Raw genomic sequence first — 21,064 nt, 5'->3', positions numbered from 1 at the left:
ACCGGATGGTGCGCCGGGGCGTAAAATTAAGCAGATTTATTTAAATACCTTACAGCGGGTTGCCCGTCAATGGGGCGGGTTGCCCATCAATGGAGCGGGTTGCTCGTCAACGGATCGATGATCGTCTTAACTTCCGAGATCGTATTGACGGGAAATTTCCCCAGCCGGGCATGTTCGCGGACCACTTCCTCGCTCTCAGCTATATGGATGCAGTAGATCTTATCCTCGGTGACGTAGGAAGTTATCCAGTGGTAAGGCTTCCCTATTCTTTTGATGGCTTCGATGGAGGCCTGAGAGATCGCTTGTAGTTCTTCCGCCGTAAGATTGCCTGCGCCGGGAAGGATCCTCTCCACAACAAATTTTTTCATACAAATACTTTTAGGTCTACATTGGTTTGATAGATATGGTCTTTGCAAAGTTCGGGGCAACCCTCCGATCCGATGACGGAAGTATTCCCTATTTAAACACAAACGTTCCCTATTTTAGGATCCCCAGGTGCTTAGCCTCCTGGACGGCCTTTAAACGGGAGCTTACATCCAGTTTGAATAGTATAGCCGAAATATGATGATCGACTGTTTTAGCCGAGATAAATAGCCGGGTGGCGATCTCCTTGTTCTGCATACCCTCCTTTAGCAATTGCAGGACCCCCAGCTCTCTTTCCGTCAACAGCGCCGGGTTGGACTGGGTGGTCTTCCTGATACCCCGGGGAATGCTCCTGATACCGGAAGTCCGCATTTCCCGCTTCAATTTTTCATATACCGCGTTCGCGCCCAGCTTCCTGACGGCGGTGAGCGCTTTTCCTTTATCCTCTTCCCCGCCTTCGAACAAGGCCAGCGCCTGTTCATAGGGGCAGCCCATCTGTCCCCATATGCCGACGGCCCTGGCAGCAGCCGCAGGATCCTGGAGCTGATAGCCCTCGAATGGCTCAGGGACCTCCATACACTGCTTTCTCGCCTTCAGGAGCCAGAAAGCAAATTCATTCGTTTCGTACATATTGCCCGATTGGCCGATCATTTCCACGGTGCGGCCGATGGCTTCGTCTTCGATGAAGACCTTGCCGGTGAGCCATTCATATTCGAGGAAAGCTGCCAGCGCAGGGATGATCCTTTGCAGCTCCATGGTATCGAACGCCTTTTCTTTTGCCTCCATCAGCAGGGGTAGCACATTGGCATCGCCGCTTCTCATTTTTATCCTGGCCATGACGGACAAGGCGCCGATCTTGACAATGGAGGTCAGGCTTTCATTCTTCAGCAGATTGCCGGCGATGCGGGACGCTTCCTGCCAATGACCTGTTTCCAGGAGCATCCTGGCTTTGGTGGCCAGCATGTAAGCCATCCATGAGCCCAGGTCCTTTTCCTCACAGTATTGGATACCCGTCTCCAACGCTTCCCCTGCCATTGCATAGTTTTTCAGCACCACGTTCACACTGCCAAGGTTGGTATAGGCCCGGGCAGCATGCTCGTGAAAAGAGTTTCTCAGCGCGATCTCCAGGCTTTGCCGCAGCATGTCGATGCCCTGCTGCCTGGACGACAGCGTCTTCATCTGCATCGTGCCGATGTTGTTCAAAGCGTGGGCCAGGGTTTCCTCATCCCCCAGTTCCTTTGCAATAGCGATCGCCTTTTCACCCCAGGCCATACATTCTTCGGCCTGGTGGGCCATCATTTTCAGCTGGGACAGATTGCTGAACGCCATCGCCTTCACGGTGGAGGAAGGCTGATCCTCCAGCACTTCGATCGCCTGGAAGGCATAGTTTTCCGCCTGTTTCCTGTTGCCGCTGAACCACCAGAGGCGGGACAGGAAGCGCATACAGTTCCCCATTTTTTCAATATCATTCCTTTCCTTCCAGATCCGCAAGGCCTTTCCCTGGTAGACGATGGCTTCCTTTACCCTGCTGGTGAGATAGCATTCGTAGGCATAGGGCTCATAAAATTCCAGCAGCTTGTCCTTATCGCTGCCCTGGTAATACTCAATGGCGGTGTAATATAATTTTGACGCTTCTGTATGTGCGCCCAGGGCGGCGGCCTGTTTGGCCGCCAGCGGTGCATACTGTATTACCACGTCATACTCATTGGCGTTCTTCGCATGATGGATGATCCGCTCCGTCTCATGGTTTTGCTCAAAATTTTCCCGGAAAAGCTCCAGTATCCTTTTATTGAGGTCCACCCGCAACAGCGGTGACAGCGAAACTTCGATGGTCCTTCTATAAAGTTCGTGCTTAAACCTGACCAGGCCGTCCTGCAGGAGCAGTATCCTCGCCTCCAGGCATGGTTCGATGGCAGTGGCATACGCGGGGTCCATCTGCACCAGGTATTTGAGCTCAAGGCCCGTAGGCAGCACCGATAGTACCTGCCACACCTGTTTTGATCTTTCATCCATCCTGTTGTATACGGACAAAATGGAATCTTTTACATTTTCGGGTACGCCCAGACTGTAGCTGGCAAGGATCTCGTTGACATAAAAAGGGTTGCCGCCGGAAATGCTGTATACGTCTTCTCCCTTGTATCCCTTCTCCTCCGCCATTTTTTCCACTGCCTCCCGGGACAGGGGTACCAGCTGCATCCGCGTGAAGGAGTCGGGGGGCAGCTGGCCCAGCACATTTCTCAACTGATTGAAGGAATTAACTTCATCGTCGCGGTAAGTCAGCACGAAAAGACATTGAATGCGGGTGATGCGTCTTGCCAGGAATTTTATAAAATCAAGGGTAGCTTCGTCCGCCCAATGTACATCCTCGAAGACAATGAGGGTCCGCCGTCTTTGGCTCGCCAGTTCATGCAATATCCGGGCAAACAATCCGGCCCTGTCCGCCAGGTTTTCACTGTTGTTGGGGAGATCGCTGCCCATCTGCCAGACAATATCATACAGGGGCGCCAGCGGTCTGGGGGTGAACAGCGCATCGCAGGTCCCCAGGTAGATATTGCACTCATCCTTTTGCTCCTTACAAAATGCCCTTATCAGGGAGGTTTTACCAATGCCCGCCTCTCCGCTGACAAGAATGCAATGCCCCTCGCTCTCAATAGCGTCAAACTTCGACTTTAGCAGGGACAGGAACCCGGCCCGTTCGATCAGTTCCATGATTTCTAATTGTAAAATGAGGTGGAGGTACTGCTAAAATAGGGAAAATACCCCATATCCAAGCGAAAAAATGCCAGTTCCTTTGTCTTCTAATTACCATTTTAATCATCTTTAATCATCGTTAAATCAAGCAATCATGAAGCTTTTATCTGTTGTTGCCGCACTTGCTGCTGTGTCTTTCTGTTCAACTGCCTTATCCGCTCAAACGAAGCACTATTATATAGACGTACACCATCTCGGCGCCGGAAAAGTAACTGCAGCAGCCGTCGCCGACGCCCATGCCAAGGACCTGGCAACCGAAAAAAAGTATGGTGTTCAATTCATTAAGTACTGGGTGGACGAAAGAGAGGGGGATGTCTATTGTCTTTCCTCCGCCGCCGACACCCAGTCCATTCGTAAGACCCATGGTGAAGCCCATGGCCTGCTGCCGGACGACATCTACATGGTGACAGGGGGAAAGGAAGCCGCTATCCAGGAAGGGAAGGATTTCTACCTGGACGTGCATGAGCTGGGAGCAGGAAAGGTTACCGCCCAGGACGTTGCGGGAGCGCACGCCAAGGACCTGGCCGTGCAAGGCAAATATGGGGTAAATTTCATCAATTACTGGGTGGACGAGAAGGACGGTCGCGTAGTCTGTCTCTCCCAGGCGCCCGACTCCAGCGCAGTGATCAACACCCACAAAGAAGCGCACGGGCTGGTGCCTGCGTACATCGAGAAAGTGAAGCAAGGGCAATAGAAGATATTCTCTCATGTGTATGTTGTAATTCAGCCGCGGGTATAGACCTGCGGCTTTTTTTATTACATTTATTCAACAATCAAACTAAATCCTACTGTAATGAAGAATTTCCGGAAGATCCTTTTATTTGTTTTTGCTTTTTGCCTATCCACGGCGTATGCTCAGCACAGTCCCACTGATGGCAGTTTTGGAGAAGGTATCGTTACCATCAATTTATACGCATTTGCCCCGAACGTTCCAGTCCCCGAGGATCCCGCCGCTATTCTGCACACCAACCCATTCAACTATTTCACTTACTATATAAAAGGCAAAAAGATATACAGGAATGACGGATGCGACAGCAGTCTCATCAATGCTTCGTCTGTCAGCAACCTCGCTGACGAAAATGGAGCACCTGTTCAAATGACTATGAAGGTGCAAATGCTGCATCCAAGCTATCTGATCGATTGGACAAATCGAAAAGTATATTTTCAAGGAACGAAAGGTAGTGTCTCCGGAAAAGATCTGGCAAAGGAGACATCAGAACTTTTTTATCGGGCGATGGACAGTAATCGAACCATTATCACGTCTCTTGGAAAGGGCCGCCCTCTTTACATTGCTGGCAGGAAATGTCTTAAGGGAAATGCTACGACAAAGACCGGCGAAGCATTTACTTTTTATTATTCGGCGGATCCGTTGAAAGTACGGTCTCCCCTGAATGGATTTATGCCGGCGAACTTTCCTTACAGTGTAATGAGGCTTGAAAGTGCAACAGATTGGACAAATAATGATGGAACACCTTCTAAAGGGACTGCGGTCCTCCAGATCAAAGAAATAAAGGAATGTCAATTAGCAGACAGTCTCTTTAACGTCCCTGGCGTTACCTTTTCCCAGGGTGGCCGGCTGGCTGCGAGACTGGACTCCCTGTTTGGCGCTTATCCGTCAAAGGGGCCGGGTTTCGTGGTGTCTATCGAGAAAAAAGGAACGGTGATGTACCACAATGCAGTGGGTTGGGCGGATGAAGGCACCCGGTTGGACACATCGAGCAATTTCCGTATGGCCTCTGTTACCAAGCAGTTCACGGCCATGGGTATCTTTCTGCTGGAAAAGGAAGGGCGGCTGGGTTTTGACGACCCGGTCGGACGTTGGTTACCGGAATTGCCGGCCCGGGTTGGACGATCGGTGTTGATCCGGCATCTGCTGACACACAGCTCCGGATTGCCGGACTATGAATGGCTGATCCCCGACACTACTACCCGGCAGGTGTTGGATGCGGACGTATTGAGAATGCTGTCTCTGCACGACTCGACGTATTTCCCGCCCGGGACGAAGTTCCGCTACAGCAATTCAGGGTTTTGCCTGCTGGCGCTGATCATTGAAAGGGTGTCGCATCAAAGCTTCGGCGCTTTCCTCCGGGACAGGATCTTTCAGCCATTGGGGATGGATCATTCCACTGTATATGAGGACGGGCAGCCTATCAGTTTCAGGGCGATGGGGTATGCCAGGGACAGTACGGGCAAGATCATTCCATCCGACCAAAGCATTACCAGTGCGACGAAGGGAGACGGAGGGGTGTACACTTCACTGGCGGACTATTCCAGGTGGATGCGGGCATTACAGCAGGGGCGGCTGGTGCAGCTGCCGGCTGTACTTAAGCGCCTTCGCATGCCCATTGCCGGGATGGCGGACAGCTATTATGCCGGGGGCTGGTTTATGACGGGGCGGTCTCCCCTGATCCTGTTTCATTCGGGCAGCACCTGCGGATTTGCAAATTTTGTGATACAGGTGCCGGGGGATGAATGGAGCATCGTTTATTTTTCCAACCTGGCGGGGAATAGCGGGCCTTTCAGGGATATGGTGCGGATCCTCCGGGAGGAAGGAGGTGTAGATCTGACAGATGCGTTCAGGTTGCGGGAGCTGACGAATTAGTCGCCAGCCATGCAGCCCTACCTGCTTTTCTTCTTTTCCACCAGGGCCGTACCGCATTTAGGACATTTCCCGTCTTTATCGAGGGCCACGCCCGGATGCATAGGACAGGTGTAAGTCCTTGCCACCTCGGCTTTCATCTGTTCTTTCGGGGACAGGTTCATTTTCCTTCCGCACTGGGGGCACTTAGCAGGGTCATGGCTGGTGACGGCCAGGTGAATGGGGCATTGGTAACTCCTGGTTTCGCCTGCCTTCATTTGTTCTTTCGGGGACAGGCTCAGGTCCATTCCACACTTGGGGCATTTACCGGGCTTGTAGCTGACGAAATCGCTGTGCTTAGGACAGGTGTAAAATGTGTGATGCTTCGCGGTGTCTACGCGGCCTGCTTTGGTCTGGGCGATGAGGGCCGGAGAAATGATGAAGGATGCAATGGCCAGGATAAGTAGCTTTTTCATGATTTAATTTTTGATAAAGCTACTCGCCTGCCTGCCGTTGGGGTATGACCCAGGTTAAGGAAGGATATGAGTTTTGTCACCCTGATCGATATTATACGACTGCAGTCTGGGGACGATTTTCCGGCTTGGAACAGAGAAAGGCGCCCGTGAAGGAAAGAATGGTAAACAGCAAATTAAATACGATATGCACCGGATAAGGTATTCTTCCCAAAACACCGCCGCAGGAACAAGGTATATTTGTATAGAAAAAATATAAGGTGCTGAGATATAAGGTAAACATCAGCATGAGGAAGGATGACAAATAAAAGCCCAGCTTGAGGGTCGCCTTAAATTGCAGCAGGATCACCGTCGAAAACTCCAGCCCCAGAATGCCGGGAGCGATTATGGCCTTGTTATAATTCACCAGCAATGGAGATTTAGCGATATCTGCCATAAAATCGGTGTACACCATCGCTTTTGCTGATGCCGCATACACAAACAGTATGCTTAGTGCATAACTTAGAATAGTAATGATCGTATTCCGCTTCATTTGTATTTGATCTTATAGCATAGAACATCATTATCGAACGCAACAAAAAGCCTATCCCCTGATCTCTCCAACAGGGCCGCCCGGCGGCCTTGGAAAAATGGAAGCTGCACACTTCTTTCGTATTGCCCGGTGATAGTAGAGTATACATCTATTACTGTCCCTGGAGGTTCGTTCTTCCCGGGTGAGGAGGCGAAAGAGAGCACGAATAAATGGGCGCTATCGGCTGCCGCAGCAATGTTGATGATCCTGGACTTGCTGGAAATGGTATATCCATGGTTTGCGGGAACGACGTTATTATGAGGCATCGTTTTGTCAATCGTAATTATTTTTGATATCTTATTCCCCGCTTCGTCGTATTGAATGATCTCTGCATTATAATATGGGATGAAGAATTGCTTCTCTGACGACCTGTCTTTGATAAAGAACCCGTCCGCGGAAATGCCGCCGTCAGCGTAATGCGTAAACGTATAAAGCGTGGTGTCGGCACCCCGGCTCTGATCCACTTTCTTAAGACTGGTGAGGCTGGTGGCATCATCTATTGCCCGGATAAAAAAGTCGGCGCTTCTACAACATTTTTCCCCGGCCGCGAAATGGAGATGTTTGAAATAAAGACTGTCCTTCATCGAATCCTTAGGATGGAACAAATAGATCCTGTTCGTATTCGTATTTAAAAAATAAAAAGTGCCCGAAACAGGATCGAAGTCAAATCCGCTGAGTATGCCGGATAAAAAAGAGCGGGTATCAACCAGGGTATCTGTTGTATGATCTCCAAGGTTATATTGGTATAACTTCCTAAGTCCATGCGCATACCCGAATAATAAGCCGCCTTCCGCTCTCATGGCGCTTATTGTTCCCGGAAACCGGATGGTATCTTCCGGGCTGGCATACATCCCGTCGTAGTTCCTGGGAACATTGATCATCAGCTGCTCCGGATCCGACCGGAGGACTGATGCCAGTATGAAGCATAATGCCCCCAACACAATGACAGATGATATTATGACGTTTTTTTTCATAAATTTTAGACTAAAGCTGCAGTCGCAGCCTTAGTCTTTTACGCTTACGAATGTCCCTGCCCGGGATTATGGACATGGGCTTTTAGGTGTAGGAACGGGTCCCAATAAGGTTACCCCATTTACTACTGCGCATACGCTTCCGAAATCATTGCAGCAACGTATAACTGCGCTTTTGTTGGCTTTCACCGTTGCGGCGATGCCAACACCCATGGTCAAGACAAGGAAAAAGAGAAAGAACTTTTTCATAGATGAAGCTTTAATGTGATGAAATATGATTCAATGCAAAACAAAAGTAATGGGCGCCGGCAATCCGGCGACTGCCATCTTCCTAATGGCGGGTCCTTATTTCCTTAAGGTAAATAAACGGGCAAGGCTGGTGTCGGGGTTACCAGGGGGATGAGGATAAAGGCCGGTCTGAACGGGCCGAAAACAAGTGAGCGGCGGTGAGTTCTTACTGGAGATATTTATACAAAAAAGTTAGGCTATATGCTGGCGGGAGTACCAATCCTTTACTTCGGCGACGATCTCATTCAGGCTATGATCATTCAATTCTACTACGTCATTACCGGAGGAGTCCAAAGCAAGATGACCGTCCTTCACTGGTTTTTTGATCCACCTATAATACCCATGGTCATCATTATTATCAAACATCACCAATAGGGCGGGAAAAGCAATGTTCTTATAATCATTACTGAAAGAACCATTTAACTTCCTGGTCTCATTATTATATGGCTTTACTTCTACGCCAAAAAGCCGACCGGTTTGTTTATGGTTTTCACCAATATCAATCAGATAATCAAATAAGGGCAAATTAGGCTCATTAATGATCAGGTCAGATAGACGGGAAAAATAGACGTATCCCAACTTTTCAGCTCGCCATTTACCAAAGTCCTTTTTATTTTCCATCGTCGCTAATTGAAGGTTGATACAAATTTCGTCATTTTCCGGCTATTATCCCAATAGTCTGCGACCTCTTTCCAAAGTAGTTTGACATTCACATTATCAATGGGATATTTAGAAAACCCCTATTCGGAATATTTCGGCTGATAATAGTCGAAAATATGCTTTCACCCCTCTTACCTATCTTGTTGCTCATACCAAGGTCAAATTCGAAATGAAGTACAAAATTAAAATTCATTTCGCATATATTTCCTTGATATATTCCATTGGGGGATCGATTGCCATAAATCCCCTATCGATCAATCCAAATTCAACTTCTTTACCCTCGCCACGATTGCCCCTGCCGTCCTGTCAAAAATCTTCGCCAGCTGGTTAGGCGACTTCCCCTTATTGAACAGCTCCATCAGCCTGCTGTCCTCATCGCTTGACCATGGCGCGTAGGCGCTTTTGTTCCGCTCTTTGGCCGATTGCAGGTCGTATCCCTTTGCAGAAGTCTTCACGGGTTTAATGATCTTCAGGGTCTTGCCACTCTTCTCCACTTCCGGGAAAATATGCTGCGGAACATAGAGCACGCTTTTCGCCCGGGTGATCGCCACATACAAAAGATTGATCTCTTCATATAACCTGGATGTACCGTCGCCCTCATCAGCTGATGAAGCGTCCTGGACTTTTGCCTCCGTAATGAAATCGTCGGCCAGCGTCACTTCGTCATATTCCATTCCCTTACACCGGTGCACCGTCGAAAAGATCATATCCGCCTTGTCCTTCTGGTCATGGTCCAGGTGGCATTCCTTCAATTTTTTTATATAGCCGGGGATCTTTTTGCCATATTCCTTTACGACCTCCACCAACATGCGCAGCTGTGCATCGCCCGTGTGCTCTATGTATTCTTCCAGCTCGTCCATATCCTTCATGGAAGCGATCATTTTGTCCCTCACCCGCTCTTTTTCTCCATTATAAAGGTTCAATACATCATAGATGGATGCCCCCTCATTGGCGTACGTATAATTTTCGATCCGCCCTTCGAAATAAACCGACGCGATCTCCTTTTTCTCGATCAACAGCTCGATGGCTTTCACCAGCAGCCCTGTATTGGTCCTTGCGATCACTGCCCGGGTTTTGATCCGCCCCGGCTTCCCCGACCCCGAGATGGTGAGGGCCGACGGGATCTTCAAATGCCGCTTCCAGCTGATCACACTTCGCGCCAGCTGTGCGACGTCCTGGTCAAACCGGAAGCTGGCGCTGAGATCGAAGGATGGGTAATCCACTTTTTCCAGGGAATTCACGGCATACCGCCATCCATAGATCTGCTGATGGCTATCCCCTACTATCACTTTTGTCGCCCGCTGGCAAAGAAAAATGTCCAGCATGGCCGCCGAGGCGTCCTGTCCCTCGTCAAACAGGATCGTGTCGAAGGGGAGTGCCGGCTTGCTCAGCTGGAACTTCTTCAAGTAAAAGTCGTGGATGATGGGGATCTCTCCCTTATTCATTTTATCAAGGAACAGGCGGGTCTGATGGGATATTTCCTCTTTAAAGCTGATGGCGAATTGCCTGGCGGCGGGGTCTCCGATCACGGCTTCATAGTCCAGCTCCTGGACCCTCGCCTTATCGCTATTGCAGAAATAAGCGACAAAGGCATTGATATGCGTAGCTACAATATAGGCGGTGTGCTTCCCATCGAAATGATCCAGGCCCAGTATCCCGGCGATCTCGGGCGTCTTATAGCTGTCGGCCTTGATCGTATAGTCCGTCCCCTTGACGATGCGGGAAAAGGCCAATGAGTGAGCGGTCTCGATCCGTACATTGGAAACCCCTTTTTCAGCAAATTTCTTTTCCGCCTCCAGCTTTACCGCCCTGTTGAAAGCCAGATATAATATTTTCCCGCCGGGCCGGGCCCTGGCATACTCGATAAGGGTGGTGGTTTTTCCCGAGCCCGCTACTGCATTTATCTTGATATTTCCGGAGCTGTCGACGATATCCTTCTGTTCCCTGGTCAGCATAAAGCACAAATTTTTCTTTTTTTCCCCTGCGAGCATGCAAAAGTAAATAAGCTGCAGGGAACAGCATGTTTAAAAATTGAAGAAAAAAAATTATATTTGATCAACACTGCTTATGAACGCTTCAGACTCTTCCCATCAGTCAGTTGACTTATTGTTGCTGCAACAGATAGCGCAAGGCAGCAAGGAGGCGTTCAATGCATTGTATGCAAAACACTGGGAAAGGGCGTATTCCGATGCTTATAAACGCCTGAAAGAAAATGATCTGGCAAAGGACATCGTACAGGATATCTTCACCCATATCTGGCTTAACAGGACGACCCTCCACATAGAGAATTTTCCCGCCTATTTACATACGGCCATCCGTAACAAGGTCATCAAGTCGGCAGCCCGGCAAAACCTGACCCATCCTTTTTTCGATGCCCTGGAAAGCCTGGCGGAAAAAAAACTGCAGGCCGACGCCGATGTGCTATGGAAGGAATTCTTCCGTTCCTATGAGGCCCTTTTACAATCGCTGCCCACCAAACGCCAGGCGATCTTCCGGCTTCATTTCCATGAGGACCTTCCCACAAAAGACATCGCCGCGAAGCTGGGCCTTTCCAGGAAAACTGTTCAAAACCAGCTGGGTAAGGCGATCGAGAAGCTCAGAGTTTCGTTGTCACATCTGCTCTCTGCAGTATTGGTACTGCTGTCGATGATCATTAAGTAAAATTTTTTTTCACTTCGGGTGGGACATTCTCTCTTTTCCGGGTCATATCTATAACCAAACGCTCAGCAAACCAATGGACAAGCCTTATTTTATTGGATTGTTGCAAAAATACCTTCACGGCACGTCAACAAAAGAGGAAGAGCAATTCATCATCAGCTATTACCACCTGTTCGGGAACGAGCCCGAGGTATTGGAACTATTAAGCCCCGAAAAAAAAGAAGCACTCAAAGAAAGCATGCAGCGCGCTATCTGGGATACTATTTCAAAGGATGAGTTCCAGGCCGGGAAAGTAAGATCCATGGCCAGGCGGCGGGTAATGGTCGCTGCTGCGGCCATACTGCTCGTCGTAACCGTCGGCGGCCTGTTCTTCAAAAGCACTACGCCCGCTGTGAAGAAAGCCGAGCCCGTGGTCAGCACAGCGGTGGTGGAACTGAAAGAAAATCACCTGGTGGCCCTTCCTGACGGCAGCACGGTGGTGCTGAGCTATGGCAGCAAGCTGGATTATCCTTCTTCTTTTGAAGGTTTGGCAAAACGGGAAGTATATCTGACAGGACAGGCTTTTTTTGATATCCGGAAAAACGCGACCAGGTCTTTTATCGTGCACACCGGTAAATTGACGACCACCGTACTGGGCACAGCGTTCAATATAAAGGCCTATCCGGGAGATATGGATATTACGGTCACCGTCAAAAAAGGGGCGGTGCGGGTCAGCGATCAGCATAAGACCCTTGGCATCATCAGGCCGGATCAACAGATCATTTATAATAAGCAAAAATCCAACTCCATACAAAAAGAAGTGGCTGATGACAACTACCTCGATTGGAAACAAAGGGACCTGCTGTTCGACAACCTGACGGTGGAAGAGGCTGCCCGGCTGCTGGAAGAAAGATTCAACGTCAAAATATCCATCAGCAGCCCCTCGATCAGGACCAGGCGCTTTACCACCACTTTCCCCAGGAACGAAACGCTGGAAGAAGCATTGAAAAGTATTTGCGCGTTCAATGAGGCGGTGTTCAATTACGACAAAGAGAGCCGTGCAGTAACGATCAGTGATAGTGATAAATAAATAAACCTACGACCTAGTATACATATGCACAAATAAAAACGCTTTGTCCCGAAGGCACTCGGTCCAAAGCGCATGTTTCAAATTTTACCTCGCTTGGGGCGGGATATTCATTACTTAAAACAACCAAAGCTATGATTTTTTATGAAAATCTAAAAACCAAACACATTTTGCGTATTGGGGCAGGAATAGCAGGGCTGCTGATCACCTCCGTTCAGTTGTTGTTTGCCGGCTCAGTCAAAAGCCAGACCATCGACGAGGTGGAGATCACCATCGAGCTCAGGCACGTATCGCTCGTGCAGGCGTTCTCGAAAATAGAGGCGCAAAGCCCCTTCCATTTCATGTACCGGGACGAGGATATCAGGAATATCCGCAACCTGAACCTGGCGCCCGGCAAGCACACTGTGGCCGAATGTTTAAAGCTATTGCTGGCCAATACTTCCCTGGTATTTCGCCAGGTCGATAACCATATCCTCGTCAAGCGGGAAAGTCAGCGTCCTCCGGCTGCTGCCAGCGCCCTTACTACCGTCGCTGCGACCTACGACAGGGAGATCAGGGGCCAGGTGACGAATGCCCGGGGAGAACCGCTGGGCGGAGTAAGCATCACACTGAAAGGCAGCGCCATCGGAACGGCTACCGACGCCGAAGGAAAGTTCTCGATCAGTGTTCCCGAGAATGGCGTCCTCGTCTTCAGCTTCGTCGGCTTCAGGACGATGGAAGTAGCCGTGAAAGGCAGGAGTGGCTTCAAGGTGCAACTGGAAGATCAAACACAGTCCCTTAACGAAGCCGTCGTAACGGCCCTGGGTATCAGAAAAGAGAAAAAGGCGCTGACCTATGCGGTGACGGAGATCAATGGCAGCGAATTCACCCAGGCGAGGGAAAATAATCTGGGCAATGCTTTGTCGGGGAAGATCGCGGGTGTGAATGCTTCCAGCACGGCCACGGGCCCCGGTGGTTCGAGCCGTGTGATCATCAGGGGCAACGGAAGTCTCAGCGGGGACAACCAGCCTTTATACATCGTCAATGGCGTCCCCATCAACAATGCCGTCCAGGGTACGGCTCCCAGCACCTATGGCGGAATAGACAGAGGGGATGGGCTGGTCAGCATCAACCCGGACGACATCGAAACAATCTCCGTGCTGAAAGGCGGTACCGCGGCAGCGTTGTACGGTTCAAGGGCGGCCAACGGCGTGATCCTGATAACGACCAAATCCGGCAGGGCGCAGAAAGGCGTCGGTGTGGAATACAGCTCCACCTATACGCAGGAAGATCCCCTGGACATTCCAGACTGGCAGTACGAATACGGGTCAGGCAGCAGGGGCGCTAAACCCACCTCGAAGTCCGATGCCATCGCCAATGGCCGGATCTCCTGGGGGGCAAAGCTGGACGGCACGCCGGTGGTCAACCCGGACGGCGTATCCAGGCCCTATAGCGCTCAAAAGCATAATACCCGGAACTTCTATAACAATGGCACCACCTTTTCCAACACACTGGCCATGACCGGAGGAAATGAGAACATCAATTTCCGTTTCTCCGTATCCAATATGGAGAACAAGGGCATCGTCCCGAACTCCTCCCTCAACAGGAAGACATTCAATCTCAGTGTAAGCGCCAATCTCGCCAGGAAACTGATCTTCGAGGGAAGGGCCCAGTACAATATCGAGCAGAACCACAACCGCACCTATATCGCGGATTTTTCAAAGAACCCTAATGCGTCCGTAGGACTGGTGGCCACGAACATCGATGTGCGTACGCTGGCGCCGGGCTATGATGCGCAGGGATATGAGACGCCCTGGAGCGATTATGTTTTTGTGGTCAATCCTTATTTCGCCACGAGTAAAGTAAAGAACCAGGACGAACGCCGCCGGTTTATCGGCTCTTTCAGCGCCCGGTATAACATCACCGATTTTTTGTATGCCCGCGCCCGCGTCGGCATCGACTATTTCAATATCAATGCGTCGGATATAGAGCCCACGGGGCTGCTGTATAATCCCGACGGCAGCATGACCACCAGCCGGAGCACCACCTGGGAGACGAATGCGGAAGCCTTGCTGGGCTTCGACAAAAAGTTCGGCCATTTTACGGTGAACGCCATCGCCGGCGGCAACCAGATGCATAATAAACTAACAGGTATCGACATTTCCAGCGGCCTGTTCAACGTGCCGTTCACTTATTTCGTCACCAATGGAAAGAACCCGGTGTTCACCGAAAGCTACCGGGAGTCGGCCATCAACTCCCTGTTCGCATCTGCCGATGTCGCGTACAACAGCTACCTCTTTCTGAACCTCACGGGCCGCAAGGACTGGTTCTCCACCCTGGCAAAGAGCAGCAATAACCTGTTCTATCCATCGGCCGGGCTCAGCTTTATCTTTTCGGACATCTGGCATTCCAAACCTTCCTGGCTGAACTACGGCAAGGTGCGCGGCTCCTGGGCCCAGGTGGGAGGTGGAGCGCCCGATCCATATGGGCTAAGCCTGGCGTATGTAGCGCCCTCTTCTTCGCATTTAGGGCAGCCCCTGATGAATATCTCCGGCAATACCATTCCTAACAGCGCATTGGAGCCTTACACTTCCACCACCATCGAGCTGGGCGTCGAGCTGCGTGCATTGAATAGCCGTGTCGGGGCCGACATCACCCTGTATGACCGCACGACGACCAATGACATCGTAAGCGCTTCGGTCCCTTTGTCTTCCTCCTACACCAGCGTGTTGTTGAATGTAGGCAAGATGCGCAATAAAGGCATCGAGCTGCTGCTGACCGGGGCCCCTGTAAGATCCCTCACCGGATTCAATTGGGATGTCAGCTTCAACATGGCTTACAATGACAACAAGGTGATCAGGATCGCGGACGGCCTCACCAGCCTTGCCTTGCCGGGAGCCGAGGCCAGGACGGAGAATGGTTTCGTCTACCATTTTGAGAACATGCCTTTTGGGATGATCGCGGGGTATAAGGCCAAGCAGGACCTCAAAGGCAATACGGTCTACAGCAAGGATAACGGCCTGCCTATTCAAAGCGATTTCATGGCATTGGGGCGGGGCGTTCCCCCTTTGACGCTGGGACTGTCGAATACGTTCGCATACCAGCATTTCACACTGGGGTTCTTAGTGGACGCCAAATTCGGGGCGAAGCTGTACACTTCCACCAATGCATACGGGACGTATTACGGACTGGATAAACGAACCGTGGCCGGCAATGTAAGGGAGAACGGCGTGGCGGTGAAAGGCGTCGACGAGGACGGCAATGCCTTCAGCCAGACCCTTGCGGCGCAGGACTATTACCAGGGGATCGCTTTCTCGCTGACGGATCAGTTCGTGTCGGACGCGGGATTTATCAAATTGCGGCAACTGACGCTGGGCTATAATTTCCCCAGGACCCTCCTGGCGAAGACGCCTTTCCAATCCGCCAGCCTGTCGCTGGTGGCCCGCAACCTGCTGTTGCTGTACAGCCAGGTGAAGAACGTCGACCCCGAATCCAATTACAACACATCCAACGGGCAGGGGCTGGAGAACTTCGGTGTTCCACCTACCCGCAGCTATGGATTAAACTTAATGGTAAAGTTCTAAAAATAAAAATCATCATGAACTATATAACCAGAACAATAACAGCCGTCCTGTGCACCTCTTTCCTGCTTTCCTCCTGCGATAAGGGATTCAAAGACATGAACGTGAATCCCAATGCCTATAATTCGCCGGTGATCGGCAGTCTCTTTTCCTACAACATCATAAAGACCGCGGGCAGCGATGACGACAATACGCTGTATCCGAATGACAAGCTTTCAGGCGCCATGATGCAATATTTTGCTTCCCTCAATCCTTATCAATGGACGGGCGATAAATACCTGGTCAAGCCGGGGTATTCCGACGGGCTTTTCAACGCCGTATTCAATGTCGAGCTGAAGGAGAACGGACAGATCCTTGCGCTGACAAAGGACAAGCCGGACCTGATCAATGAATATGCCATCGCCCGGATCTGGCATGTCTATATCATGCACCGTGTGACGGACATGTATGGGAATGTGCCGTATTTCCAGGCCGGCCAGGGATATATCGCCGGGATCTACAAGCCGAAATATGACCTGCAATCGGATATTTATCCTGCCATGCTGAAGCTGCTGGATTCGGCGGCTGGCGACCTGGACCCGTCCAAATCTTCCTTTGGCGCGGCGGATTACCTCTATGGCGGGGACCCCGCGGCCTGGAAGCGCTTTGCCTATTCCCTGATGCTCAGACTGGGCATGCGGCTGACGAAGGTGGATGCAGCGTTGGCTGAAACCTGGGTAAAGAAAGCGATCGCCGGCGGGGTCATGCAGAGCAACGCGGATATCGCGAAGCTGGACCACACCGATGGCAGCGAGCTCAATTTCTACTGGGATGGAGAAGAGCTCAGAGGCGGAGAGGGCGTCCCGCCTTCGGCAAAAGGACTGGGATATGGCAAAATGGGCCAGACCTTTGTCAACTATCTGAAGAACACCAACGATCCGAGATTGCCGTTCTATATCACTTTATGGCCGGGCAATGCGGACCCTTCCCAATTACCCACCAGTACGCAACCGGCCATCCAGAAAGGGCTTCCCAACGGGTATGACTACAGCTCCATCAAAACGCTGATCCCCGGCTGGACGGACGATATGCTGGCGGAATATTCCGAGATCAACCTCAATACCATCGCCAGTAATTCGACACCCAGCATTTTCCAAAGCTATGCCGAGGTGCAGTTCTACATGGCGGAAGCGGCCCTGCGCGGATGGGACCCGGGCGATCCTAAAACATATTACGAGAATGGCGTCAAGGCTTCCATGCAGATGGAGACCCTCTACCCCGGCGGAATGAGCATCTCTGACACGAAGATCAGTGATTACCTGACGGCCAATCCCTATACGGGCGGCACATTCGACCAGCAGATGCAGCAGATACATACCCAACTCTGGGTCTCTCTTTTCATGAACAATATCGAAGTATATGCCAACTGGCGGCGTACGGGCTACCCGGTGCTGGTACCCGTCAATTATCCGGGCAATGCCACCGGGGGCACTATTTCGCGGCGACTACCCTACCCTCAATCGGAAGCAAGCCTTAATACGGAAAATTATAAGGCGGCCGTGCAGGCCCAGGGACCGGATCTTTTCACCACCCGGGTGTGGTGGGACAAGAACTAATTTGCAAATTTTTTGCAAAGTTGATAATAAAAATTTGCAAGCTGAGGAATTAAAAATAAATTTGATCAAATCCAACTAACATGCATCGCAGAGATATCATTAAAAGACTTTCCTTGTTACCGCTGGCAGCCACCGCTGTCCCCTCCATGGCGGAGGCGTCCGCCGAACAGCCAGCGCCAAAGGTCACCAGGGACCTTTTTGCAGAGCTGGGCGTCACCAAAGTGATCAATGCCAATGTCACGATGACCTTCTTATCCGGGTCGCTGATGCTGCCCGAAGTGCTGGAAGCGATCAATTCCACGTCCCATGATTTTGCGAATATGTTCGACTTGCAGGACAAGGTAGGCGCTAAGATCGCCGAAATGCTGAAGGTGGAGGCGGCCATGGTGACTTCCGGCGCGGCCTGCGCGATCCTCCTGGGTACGGCGGCTTCCATCACCGGAACGGATAAGGAGAAGATCCGGCAGATACCGAATCTGCCCGGTCCCCGGCCCGAGGTCATCATGCAAAAGAGCCACCGGTATCTCTTCGACCAGGCGGTGACCACCACCGGGGCTAAGATCGTGGAGGTCGAGGGGCCCGACGAAATGGAAAAGGCTTTTTCCGTGCAGACTGTCATGGCGCTGTTCTTCAACGCTGCGGAAAAGCACAGCATCCCGCATGAAACTTTTTTGTCCATCGCCAAAAAACATCAGATCCCAACTTTCCTGGATGCGGCTGCGGACGTCCCCCCGGTGGAAAACCTTTTTAAATTCCAGCAGATGGGCTTTGACCTGGTGACTTTTTCGGGCGGCAAAATGATACGCGGGCCGCAAAGCGCGGGACTGCTGTTCGGTCGCAAAGACCTGATAGAAGCTGCCAAGCTCAATCACAGCCCGCATGAGGCGCCCATCGGCAGGCCGATGAAAGTGAACAAGGAAGAGATGTTCGGCATGTATGCGGCATTGAAATCCTATCTGGAGAGGGACCATAAAAAAGAGTGGAACGACTGGCTCGACAGGGCAAAACATATTGCCGGCATCCTGGCGACTGTGCCGACGGTGAAGACGGAGATAGTCGTCGACCCCGGGCCTGCGAATGCATTCCCCAGCCTGATGGTCGACTGGGACAGGCAGCGGGTGAAGACCACTCCTCAGGAAGCGTTCAAAGCCCTGCAGGAAGGCACTCCGAGCATTGTTACCGGCGGTCACGGCCAGCGGCTGATGATCGGGGTTGTCTTGCTGCGGCCGGACCAGATCGATATTGTGGCGCAACGTGTAAAGCAGGTGCTGCAACATGCAATGTAGGCATTACCAGCTGCTACGATGGCCGGCCTATATTCTTTTCCTTGCGATCTTCGGCGCCGGCTGCCATAGTGGGAGCGCCAATTGGGCCATGTATAAAGCAGATGCGTTGAGCAGCAGCTATTCCGGCCTTTCCCAGATCAATAAAGAAAATGTGCGGGACCTGAAGCCGGCGTGGACCTTTCATCCGGGCGACGCCCTGCCGGGTGCGCGGCCCGGCAACAGCGAATGCAATCCCATCGTGATAGACGGGGTGATGTATGCCACTTCGGCCAGGCATAGGGTCTATGCCGTCTCGGCGACGTCGGGGAAAATGATCTGGTCCTTCGATCCTTTCAATGGAGGCGCGGGCGGCGGCGTATGCCGCGGCGTCACCTACTGGCAGGACGGGGACGACAAACGTATATTATTTACAGGGGGAGATATCCTATTCGCATTGGATGCCCGGACGGGGAAGCCGGTGCCCGGGTTCGGAAAGGCCGGCAAGGTAAGCATGAATATCGGCATCCGCGATGATCCCCAAACCATTTCCATCAAGCCCACCTCACCGGGGATCGTCTATAAAGACCTCCTGATCATCGGGAACGAAGTGTCCGAATTATATGGCGCCCAGCCTGGTTATATCCGGGCCTATAATATTCGCACGGGCTGGCTGGAATGGACCTTTCACACGATCCCCAAGCCCGGGGAAGCAGGCTATGAGACCTGGCCTGAAGGCGCCTGGAAATATGCCGGAGGCGCCAATGACTGGTCCGGTATGAGCCTGGATGAAAAAAGAGGGATGGTCTTCCTGGCACTGGGGTCGCCTTCCTATGATTTCTACGGGGCGGACCGGAAGGGACAGAACCTTTACGGCAATTGCATCGTCGCGCTGGATGCAGCAACGGGAAAGCATATCTGGCATTTTCAAACCATTCACCATGACCTGTGGGATTATGATCTTCCCGCTCCGCCCAACCTGGTGACCCTGATGAAGGATGGTAAAGAGGTGGATGCGGTGGCGCAGACTTCCAAGGTGGGATTTCTGTATGTGCTGAACAGAGAAACGGGAGCGCCCCTCTTTCCTATCGAGGAACGTACAGTGCCGGCGTCCGATGTGCCGGGAGAAGCGGCATGGCCCACGCAGCCATTCCCGCAAAAGCCGGCTCCCTACGCCCGACAGTCCCTGACGGAGGAAGACCTTGCCGGTGACACGCCGGCGGCGCACGATTCTTTGGTGGCATTGTTCAAATCGCTGAGATATGAGGGTTTGTTCACTCCTCCGTCTGTAAGAGGCTCCCTGAATTTCCCGGGAACCATTGGAGGTTCGGAATGGGGAGGCGCTGCCTATGATCCCACCACTCATATCCTTTATCTCAAGTCGAACAACTCGCCGGAGATCGACCAGCTGAAAAAAATCGAGCCTGCAGGTGCGGCGGCGGCTCCTTCGCCTTTCCGCTCGGGAAGCGCGATCTATATGAACTATTGTGCGGGCTGTCACAAAGCTGACAGGAGCGGAGACGAACCCCTCTACCCTTCTCTCATCGGGCTGGAAAAAAGGATGACTCCGGAACAGGTGGTGAGCAAGATCAGGCAGGGAGGTGGAAAGATGCCGCCCTTCGCAGGCGTGATACAAGGAAAGGAAGCGGCGATCACGGCTTTCCTGTTGTCCCGCAGAGAGGAAAGGAAGGAATTACAGCAGGAATCCGATCTGCAGGAGATCCGGCAGAACAGGGCTGCGCTGGGCAATGGAAAAAATGCCGCGGCAGACACGGCCTCCACCTATCTCAATGTGTTGGCTTATGCTCCTTTCAGAGGCGCCGGCAACGAACCGGCCATTAAGCCGCCCTGGGGGACGCTGAATGCCATCGATCTCAGCACGGGGGAGTATGTATGGCGGATCCCGGTGGGCAATGACAGCCTGCTGGCCCAAAAATACGGACAGCCTACGGGTCTTACGGGGTCCCCCGGCCCGATGGCAACCGCCGGCGGATTGGTATTCATCGCAGGTGGGAAAGATAATAAGCTCAGCGCTTTTGATAAGGACAGCGGCAGGCTGCTATGGGAAACGGTGCTGCCCGGAATAGGGTCCTCCACTCCCTGCACCTATATGGAAAATGGGAAACAATATATTGCTCTTTCCGTAGCGGGGAATAAGCAGGACCCTGCGGGTACGATCATGGTTTTTGCGCTGCCCTAACGGGGCTGGCTATTCGATTCTCCGGGTAACGGAGCTGCCTATGCGGTTATCCGGGTAACGGAGCTGAC

15 protein-coding genes are annotated in these 21,064 nt (G+C 51.8%); 8 read left to right on the top strand and 7 right to left on the bottom strand.

Annotated features, from left to right (window positions below):
* Positions 1-86: 86 nt before the first annotated feature.
* Together Q4E93_RS31320 and Q4E93_RS31315 are read right to left on the bottom strand one after the other, a co-directional pair.
* Complete coding sequence (locus tag Q4E93_RS31320; RefSeq protein WP_303591891.1) at positions 87-368, bottom strand: DUF4242 domain-containing protein; 282 nt, start codon at positions 366-368, stop codon at positions 87-89.
* Positions 369-477: 109 nt separating this feature from the next.
* On the bottom strand, positions 478-3,072 hold the full coding sequence (locus tag Q4E93_RS31315) for a helix-turn-helix transcriptional regulator (protein WP_303591890.1): 2,595 nt from the start codon (positions 3,070-3,072) through the stop codon (positions 478-480).
* Between the two features lie 136 nt (positions 3,073-3,208).
* Here Q4E93_RS31315 and Q4E93_RS31310 point away from each other — a divergent pair, with 136 nt between their 5' ends.
* Positions 3,209-3,808 (top strand): DUF4242 domain-containing protein, encoded by a 600-nt coding sequence (locus Q4E93_RS31310; RefSeq protein WP_303591889.1) that lies wholly within the window; start codon positions 3,209-3,211, stop codon positions 3,806-3,808.
* 99 nt (positions 3,809-3,907) lie between these two features.
* Positions 3,908-5,716 (top strand): serine hydrolase domain-containing protein, encoded by a 1,809-nt coding sequence (locus Q4E93_RS31305; RefSeq protein ID WP_303591888.1) that lies wholly within the window; start codon positions 3,908-3,910, stop codon positions 5,714-5,716.
* 17 nt (positions 5,717-5,733) lie between these two features.
* Here the strand turns inward: Q4E93_RS31305 and Q4E93_RS31300 are convergent, their stop codons facing one another.
* The 5 genes from Q4E93_RS31300 to Q4E93_RS31280 form a co-directional block, all read right to left on the bottom strand.
* A complete protein-coding gene (locus Q4E93_RS31300) occupies positions 5,734-6,168 on the bottom strand; it encodes a heavy metal-binding domain-containing protein (RefSeq protein ID WP_303591887.1) in 435 nt (144 codons plus the stop codon).
* 91 nt (positions 6,169-6,259) lie between these two features.
* Positions 6,260-6,697, bottom strand: a complete 438-nt coding sequence (locus Q4E93_RS31295) for a MauE/DoxX family redox-associated membrane protein (RefSeq protein ID WP_303591886.1) — start codon at positions 6,695-6,697, stop codon at positions 6,260-6,262.
* On the bottom strand, positions 6,694-7,710 hold the full coding sequence (locus tag Q4E93_RS31290; RefSeq protein ID WP_303591885.1) for a hypothetical protein: 1,017 nt from the start codon (positions 7,708-7,710) through the stop codon (positions 6,694-6,696). The genes Q4E93_RS31295 and Q4E93_RS31290 overlap by 4 nt, the downstream gene beginning before the upstream one ends.
* 477 nt (positions 7,711-8,187) lie before the next feature.
* Positions 8,188-8,616, bottom strand: a complete 429-nt coding sequence (locus Q4E93_RS31285) for a DUF4365 domain-containing protein (protein WP_303591884.1) — start codon at positions 8,614-8,616, stop codon at positions 8,188-8,190.
* Positions 8,617-8,909: 293 nt separating this feature from the next.
* Positions 8,910-10,610, bottom strand: a complete 1,701-nt coding sequence (locus Q4E93_RS31280) for a 3'-5' exonuclease (protein WP_303591883.1) — start codon at positions 10,608-10,610, stop codon at positions 8,910-8,912.
* Positions 10,611-10,722: 112 nt separating this feature from the next.
* Between Q4E93_RS31280 and Q4E93_RS31275 the strand changes: the two genes are divergently transcribed.
* The 6 genes from Q4E93_RS31275 (at position 10,723) to Q4E93_RS31250 (ending at position 20,996) form a co-directional block, all read left to right on the top strand.
* A complete protein-coding gene (locus tag Q4E93_RS31275) occupies positions 10,723-11,316 on the top strand; it encodes an RNA polymerase sigma factor (RefSeq protein WP_303591882.1) in 594 nt (197 codons plus the stop codon).
* 73 nt (positions 11,317-11,389) lie between these two features.
* A complete protein-coding gene (locus Q4E93_RS31270; protein WP_303591881.1) occupies positions 11,390-12,382 on the top strand; it encodes a FecR family protein in 993 nt (330 codons plus the stop codon).
* A 167-nt stretch (positions 12,383-12,549) separates the two neighbouring features.
* Entirely contained in the window at positions 12,550-15,942 is a 3,393-nt protein-coding gene (locus Q4E93_RS31265) for a SusC/RagA family TonB-linked outer membrane protein (protein WP_303591880.1), read from the top strand.
* A gap of 14 nt (positions 15,943-15,956) precedes the next feature.
* Positions 15,957-17,534 (top strand): SusD/RagB family nutrient-binding outer membrane lipoprotein, encoded by a 1,578-nt coding sequence (locus Q4E93_RS31260; RefSeq protein WP_303591879.1) that lies wholly within the window; start codon positions 15,957-15,959, stop codon positions 17,532-17,534.
* A gap of 80 nt (positions 17,535-17,614) precedes the next feature.
* Positions 17,615-18,820 (top strand): aminotransferase class V-fold PLP-dependent enzyme, encoded by a 1,206-nt coding sequence (locus Q4E93_RS31255; protein WP_303591878.1) that lies wholly within the window; start codon positions 17,615-17,617, stop codon positions 18,818-18,820.
* Entirely contained in the window at positions 18,810-20,996 is a 2,187-nt protein-coding gene (locus Q4E93_RS31250) for a pyrroloquinoline quinone-dependent dehydrogenase (RefSeq protein WP_303591877.1), read from the top strand. Before Q4E93_RS31255 ends, Q4E93_RS31250 begins: the two co-directional genes overlap by 11 nt.
* Positions 20,997-21,064: the final 68 nt, after the last annotated feature.

It is taken from the genome of Flavitalea plasmicola (assembly GCF_030546645.1).
In the GTDB taxonomy this organism is placed as follows: Bacteria; Bacteroidota; Bacteroidia; order Chitinophagales; family Chitinophagaceae; genus Puia.
The sequence above is the reverse complement of the archived record's forward strand: the minus strand, read 5'-3'. Positions and strand labels throughout refer to the sequence as shown.

What these genes read in the sequence shown, in the direction of transcription:
- Q4E93_RS31255 (WP_303591878.1), top strand. Translation starts at nt 17,615, where the DNA reads ATGCATCGCAGAGATATCATTAAAAGACTTTCCTTGTTACCGCTGGCA.
- Q4E93_RS31285 (WP_303591884.1), bottom strand. Translation starts at nt 8,616, where the DNA reads ATGGAAAATAAAAAGGACTTTGGTAAATGGCGAGCTGAAAAGTTGGGA.
- Q4E93_RS31310 (WP_303591889.1), top strand. Translation starts at nt 3,209, where the DNA reads ATGAAGCTTTTATCTGTTGTTGCCGCACTTGCTGCTGTGTCTTTCTGT.
- Q4E93_RS31260 (WP_303591879.1), top strand. Translation starts at nt 15,957, where the DNA reads ATGAACTATATAACCAGAACAATAACAGCCGTCCTGTGCACCTCTTTC.
- Q4E93_RS31275 (WP_303591882.1), top strand. Translation starts at nt 10,723, where the DNA reads ATGAACGCTTCAGACTCTTCCCATCAGTCAGTTGACTTATTGTTGCTG.
- Q4E93_RS31305 (WP_303591888.1), top strand. Translation starts at nt 3,908, where the DNA reads ATGAAGAATTTCCGGAAGATCCTTTTATTTGTTTTTGCTTTTTGCCTA.
- Q4E93_RS31290 (WP_303591885.1), bottom strand. Translation starts at nt 7,710, where the DNA reads ATGAAAAAAAACGTCATAATATCATCTGTCATTGTGTTGGGGGCATTA.
- Q4E93_RS31315 (WP_303591890.1), bottom strand. Translation starts at nt 3,072, where the DNA reads ATGGAACTGATCGAACGGGCCGGGTTCCTGTCCCTGCTAAAGTCGAAG.
- Q4E93_RS31280 (WP_303591883.1), bottom strand. Translation starts at nt 10,610, where the DNA reads ATGCTGACCAGGGAACAGAAGGATATCGTCGACAGCTCCGGAAATATC.
- Q4E93_RS31250 (WP_303591877.1), top strand. Translation starts at nt 18,810, where the DNA reads ATGCAATGTAGGCATTACCAGCTGCTACGATGGCCGGCCTATATTCTT.
- Q4E93_RS31300 (WP_303591887.1), bottom strand. Translation starts at nt 6,168, where the DNA reads ATGAAAAAGCTACTTATCCTGGCCATTGCATCCTTCATCATTTCTCCG.
- Q4E93_RS31270 (WP_303591881.1), top strand. Translation starts at nt 11,390, where the DNA reads ATGGACAAGCCTTATTTTATTGGATTGTTGCAAAAATACCTTCACGGC.
- Q4E93_RS31320 (WP_303591891.1), bottom strand. Translation starts at nt 368, where the DNA reads ATGAAAAAATTTGTTGTGGAGAGGATCCTTCCCGGCGCAGGCAATCTT.
- Q4E93_RS31295 (WP_303591886.1), bottom strand. Translation starts at nt 6,697, where the DNA reads ATGAAGCGGAATACGATCATTACTATTCTAAGTTATGCACTAAGCATA.